General features: G+C 72.0%; 5 protein-coding genes and 1 CRISPR repeat array. Of the genes, 1 reads left to right on the top strand and 4 read right to left on the bottom strand.

Translation table 11 applies throughout. The features are described 5' to 3' along the window. Positions 1-821 (bottom strand): SWIM zinc finger family protein (locus FL311_RS41070; protein WP_141333073.1); only part of this gene is annotated, 821 nt, incomplete at its 3' end. Beyond that, positions 818-3,802 carry a DEAD/DEAH box helicase gene (locus FL311_RS41065; protein WP_141333072.1) on the bottom strand — a complete coding sequence of 995 codons (2,985 nt, stop codon included), beginning with the start codon at positions 3,800-3,802 and terminating at the stop codon, positions 818-820. The genes FL311_RS41065 and FL311_RS41070, both read right to left, overlap by 4 nt. A 176-nt stretch (positions 3,803-3,978) precedes the next feature. Here FL311_RS41065 and FL311_RS46035 point away from each other — a divergent pair, with 176 nt between their 5' ends. Beyond that, positions 3,979-4,101 carry a hypothetical protein gene (locus FL311_RS46035; RefSeq protein WP_255510408.1) on the top strand — a complete coding sequence of 41 codons (123 nt, stop codon included), beginning with the start codon at positions 3,979-3,981 and terminating at the stop codon, positions 4,099-4,101. Between the two features lie 18 nt (positions 4,102-4,119). Here FL311_RS46035 and FL311_RS46380 read toward each other — a convergent pair whose 3' ends face one another. After that, positions 4,120-4,485 (bottom strand): DUF1629 domain-containing protein, encoded by a 366-nt coding sequence (locus FL311_RS46380; protein ID WP_342394531.1) that lies wholly within the window; start codon positions 4,483-4,485, stop codon positions 4,120-4,122. Between the two features lie 24 nt (positions 4,486-4,509). After that, a CRISPR array of direct repeats spans positions 4,510-4,761; the repeat unit is 37 nt; unit sequence GTGCTCAACGCCTTCCGGCATCACGGCGAGCGACGGT. Between the two features lie 17 nt (positions 4,762-4,778). Further along, on the bottom strand, positions 4,779-5,045 hold a 267-nt coding region (locus FL311_RS41055; protein ID WP_141333071.1), incomplete at its 5' end, for an SAVED domain-containing protein.

The raw sequence follows: 5,045 nt of genomic DNA, 5'->3' as shown, positions 1-5,045 counted from the left end.
CCCCAGGATGACGGCGTCCCCAACTGCCGCAGCACCGCCCCCTCCAGCTCCGGCGCGTCGAACGAGAAACTCAGCGCGGGCAGCGGCGCGCGCGGCTGGTCATAGTCCGCCGAGGTCAGCTTCCCCAACCTCACCCCCGGCACCTCGGGGACGACGCCCAGCGCCTCCGACTTCCCCCGCTGCTTCGTCGAAGGCGAAGCCGGACGCCGCGCGCCCGCCTTCCCGCTCCCGCGCGTGGCCCGCAGGGCCCCCAGCACCTGCTCCTTCGTCCTGCCGCGAAGCTCGAACAGGAGGAACGGGTCGCGGTCCAGCGCCTCGCCGAGCACATAGTGCGTGGCGGCCACGTGCTTGCACGGGTCTCCCCAGTCCGGGCAGGAGCAGCTCGTCACCAGGTCCTCGCGCCGCTGCGGGAACAGGCTCACGCCCGCCGCGCGGAACACCACGTCGATGTCCTGGGGCATCGACCCCGCCAGCAGCTCCGCGCTGTACTGCGCCTTGCCGCCCATCCCGGCGATGGCCTTCGTCCACACGTCCTCGTCGAGCTGTCCCAGCTTCAGCGAGATGACATAGGGCCGGGGCCGCGAGCCCGTCACCTTCGCGGTGACCTCGCCCCCGCGGATGACCAGGTCATGCGTCCGCCCGGCCCGCGCGTACGTGCGCCCTCGGGCCAGTCGCTTCGAGTCCCCCGCCAGCACGCGCTCGAGCGCCTCCAACCAGCGCTGGCCCCACCACGTGACGCCGGCCTTCTTCATCTTGATGCCGTGCTCGGGAGGCGGCCGCTTCGGCGCGGACGTCCAACCCCAGTCATTCCAGCGGCTCATGACGCCACCCCCTTCCGGCGCGGCGCGCGTCGTCGGAGTGCGCTCGGCCCGGGCGCCTCGTGCTCCTCCGCCTCGTCCGCGACGGCGCCCGAGGACAGCGAGAACAGCTCGCGCAGCGCCGCCGTGTCCAGCTCGGTCACCCAGTGCTCGCCCGTGTCCACGACACGCTCGGCGAGCCTGCGCTTCTGCTCGAGCAGCGTGTCTATCTTCTCCTCGACGGTGCCCGCGCACACCAGCTTGTGGACCTGCACCGCGCGCGTCTGGCCGATGCGGTACGCGCGGTCCGTGGCCTGGTCCTCGACGGCGGGGTTCCACCAGCGGTCGTAATGGAAGACATGGCTCGCCGCCGTCAGGTTGAGGCCCGTGCCGCCGGCCTTGACGGACAGCACGAAGACGCGCGGGCCGTGGGGCTCTTCCTGGAAGCGGCGCACCAGCGCATCGCGCGCCTTGCGCGACGTGCCGCCGTGCAGGAACAGCACCTCCTGCCCCAGCTGCTCCGACAGGTGCGCCACCAGCCGGTCCCCCATCTCCCGGAACTGGGTGAAGACGAGCGCCTTGTCCCCTGCGGACAGGGCCTCCTCGAGCATCTCCGTCACGCGCGCCAGCTTCCCCGAGCGCCCCGGCAAGGGCCCCAACTCCCCGAGGTATTGCGCGGGGTGGTTGGCTATCTGCTTGGTGAACAGCAGCAGCGCGAGCACGCGGCCCCGGCGCTCGATGCCGTCGGCGTCCTCGATGCGGCGCAGCTCCTCGTCCACCACGGCCTTGTAGAGCGAGGCCTGCTCACGCGTGAGCGTGCAGACGACCTTCATCTCGTTCTTCGCCGGCAGGTCCGCGATGATGTTCGGGTCGCTCTTGAGGCGGCGCAGGACGAACGGGCCGGTGATGCGGCGCAGGCGCTGCGCGGCGTCCTGGCTGCCATAGCGCTCGATGGGCAGCGCCAGCTCGCGCCGGAAGGTCTCCAGCGGCCCGAGCAGGCCAGGGTTGGCGAACTCGAGGATGGACCACAGCTCCGCGAGGCGGTTCTCCACCGGAGTCCCCGTGAGGGCGAAGCGCTCGCTGGCGGAGAGCGCCCGGGCCGCGCGCGCCGTGGCCGAGGCGGCGTTCTTGATGTTCTGCGCCTCGTCGAGCACCACCGTGGCCCAGTCCATGCGCGCGAGCAGCTCGGCGTCGCGGCGCAGCAGGCCGTAGGAGGTGAGCACGAGCGAGCCCGGACCGCGCGGGAGGTCCTTCACCGCGCGAGCGCGCTCGGCGCCGTAGTGGGGCGTCAGGCGCAGCGAGGGAGCGAAGCGGGCGACCTCGCGCTCCCAGTTGCCCACCACGGAGGTGGGCGCCACCAGCAGCGTGGGGCGCACCTCGCGCGGAGCACGCTCGAGCCTCCGGAGCAGGAAGGCCAGCACCTGCACCGTCTTGCCCAGGCCCATGTCGTCGGCCAGGCACGCGCCGAGGCCGAGCGACGCCAGGGTGTCCAGCCAGTGCAGTCCCCGCGATTGATACGGCCGCAGCGTGGCGCGCAGGGCCTCGGGGGCGGGCTGCGCGGTGGTGCCGCCCGAGCGCAGCCGGCCCAGGCGCTCCTCGAGCGCGCCGGTGGCGAGGACGGTGACGGGGAGCTGTCCGTGTCGCGTCTCTCCGAGCAGGGCCACGCGCACGGCCTCGCTCGCGGACAGGTGGCCGGGGCCCTCGGCGAGGTGGCGCTGGATGGCGTCGAGCTCGTGGGGATCCACCGCGACCCACGCGCCGCGGAAGCGCACGAGCGGGGCCTTGCGCTGGGCGAGCAGCGCGAGCTCGCGTGCGGAGAGCGGCGTGTCGCCCAGCACGGCGTCCCAGTCCACGCGAAGGAGCGAGTCGAGCCCCAGGCCCGAGGTGCCCTCGACGACGCCGGCGGTCTGGACGCTCGCGCCTACGCGCATGCGCAGACGCAGACGGCGTCGGCCCGAAGAGGTGAGCTCACCGGGGACGATGACACCGAAGCCCGCGTCGGCGAGCAACCGAGCGCCCTCGGAGAGGAACGTCCACGCGGTGTCGGGTTCGAGCAGGAGGGCCTGGGGGCGGGGGCTTTCGAGCACGAGGCCGATGGGGGAGAAGAGCCGGGCGGCGCGGCCGAGCGCCTCGAGCAGCGACTCCTGCGGGTCACGGAAGGCGCGGCCGAGCTTCTCCAGGTGGCGTCCGCGGGTCTCCCAGACGTCGGCGGCGGACACGAGCAGGCTCGGGTCATCCGGGGCCTGGAGGTGGAAGCTCAGCACGAAGGGCTCGCGGTCCGCCGTCGGAGGCTCGAGCCGGAAGCAGGCGCGCAGCCGGTCCCTCGCGCCGAGCGCGGGCTCGCTCCAGCGCGTCAGCTCGTCGACGACGGAGCGCTCGGCGAAGCCCTCGGGGGCGAAGTCGCGGCGAGGCCCGGAGAGCGCCGCGCGCCAGCGCTCGTCCCATGAGGCCGGGCGACGCGAGGTGGCGCGAGGAGGCAGCGAGGGCCCACCGCCGCGCGCGGCGCGAACGAAGGCATCCACGGTGGCGTCGAGGAAGGCGCGCAGCAGGGCCTCGGGGGCCCAGACGGAGGGAGTGGGACCGGCGTCCACGGGGACGGCGTGGGCGGCGGCGGGCATGCTCCGGGCAAGGGCGACGACGCGGCCGGAGTCCTCTGCGGCGGAGAGGGCCGCGGCCCAGCGCGCCTCGATGCGCTCATTCCTGCGCAGGAGAGTGGGCGCTACGCGCTCCCGCGCGATGAACTCCAGCGCGAGCTTGCTGGCGAGCGTCCAGAGCGCGAGGGAGCCGGGGAACGTGTCGACCTCGGAGGCGGGCACCACGGCGAGTCGCTCGACGGTGGCGGCGAGCGGCAACGCGCGCCCCTCGCACGCGTGAGGCCCGTCGGGCGTGACGAGGAGGGTGGAGGAGGCGTCGCCCGAGCCGCGCAGGTCGGAGAGCACGCGAGGGAGCGGCTCGGTTCCCCAAAGGAACAGCGACTCGACGTCGGGCAGGAAGACGAGGGGCATCGGACTGGAATGTAAGCCCGATGCCTTGAGGCACCAGGACAAAGAAACGGGAGCGGGGGCGCGGGTCATCGGCTCGCCTTCCCGCCTCCAGCCAAGGGGTGGTGACTGGAGATATCAGGGACTGAACAGGAGACCTCGGCCGGCGTGCGCCCGGGTGGGGGCCGCCGGGCCAGTGGATGATTTCGAGGCAGCTCAACACGTACAAGAACGGAGGCACGCCGGGAGGCCGCCCCGAGCTGATGCTCCCCACGGACATCCCGGGTGGAGCGCTCCAGTCCATCCCCGTGACGCTGCCCTGAGGCTGTGACCTCCCGGCCTCACACCTCGTCGAATCGTCCGCCCTGGATGCCGTTCGCCTCCAAGGCATCCTTCACCTCTTCGTCGACGATGAGCGGCACCCGCCAACCCCACAATCGAAACACCTTCTCGGCGCCGACCTTCGACTTGTCGATTCGCAACCCGATGACGGAACCATACTCTCCAATCCGGTCCTCATGGTCCTCCGCGGTGCGGAGCTGGACCTCTTCGGAGGCTTCGTCTCGAAGAACCGTCGCTCCACGACTCACTCCTCGGCGCCCTTCACGACGAGCTTCCGCAGCTTGGACCCTTCCCTTACGAGATCCCGCGCGATTCGAGCAAGCTCCCTCTCGAGCGCGACCCGACAGGCCGCGACGGAGCCGCATCGGCATGAATCACGACGTCGCCACGTGCTCAACGCCTTCCGGCATCACGGCGAGCGACGGTAGAAGCTGAAGCGCATCCCCTCCAAAATCACTCCCTAGTGCTCAACGCCTTCCGGCATCACGGCGAGCGGCGGCCAGCAGACGGCCCTCGAGCAGGCGTACTACGAGGGCTAGTGCTCAACGCCTTCCGGCATCACGGCAAGCGGCGCCGACTACGCCGCCTACGCTGCCGCTGACGCGTGCTCAACGCCTTCCGACATCACGGCGAGCGGCAGCCCATTCTGTACGGCCCCTCACCCCGTCTGCACCGTGAGCACGGGCACATACCGTCCATCCAGCGCGAGCTCATGCACCACCACGGGCCCGACGGCGTTGAGCCGCTGTCCCAGGAACAAGGCACACGTCGAGGGCGCGAAGAGCAACAGGTGTGTCATCCTCACCCGGTACCGGCTCCGCGCGCGACGAATGAACTCCCGAGCCTGCACGGCGAACGCCACCGCGTCCCCCGCCGAGCGCACCGCGCCGTCCCCCGTCCCCTCCTCCGGCTCCAGCACCAACAC

The organism is Myxococcus sp. AB025B (genome assembly GCF_006518215.1).
GTDB classification, from domain to species: Bacteria; Myxococcota; Myxococcia; order Myxococcales; family Myxococcaceae; genus Myxococcus; species Myxococcus fulvus.
This window is presented reverse-complemented; position numbering and strand designations above follow the sequence as displayed.

Bases quoted from the DNA above. Each gene is read 5' to 3' on its own strand.
- FL311_RS46380 (WP_342394531.1), bottom strand. From the start codon at position 4,485: ATGCGGCTCCGTCGCGGCCTGTCGGGTCGCGCTCGAGAGGGAGCTTGC.
- FL311_RS46035 (WP_255510408.1), top strand. From the start codon at position 3,979: ATGATTTCGAGGCAGCTCAACACGTACAAGAACGGAGGCACGCCGGGA.
- FL311_RS41065 (WP_141333072.1), bottom strand. From the start codon at position 3,802: ATGCCCCTCGTCTTCCTGCCCGACGTCGAGTCGCTGTTCCTTTGGGGA.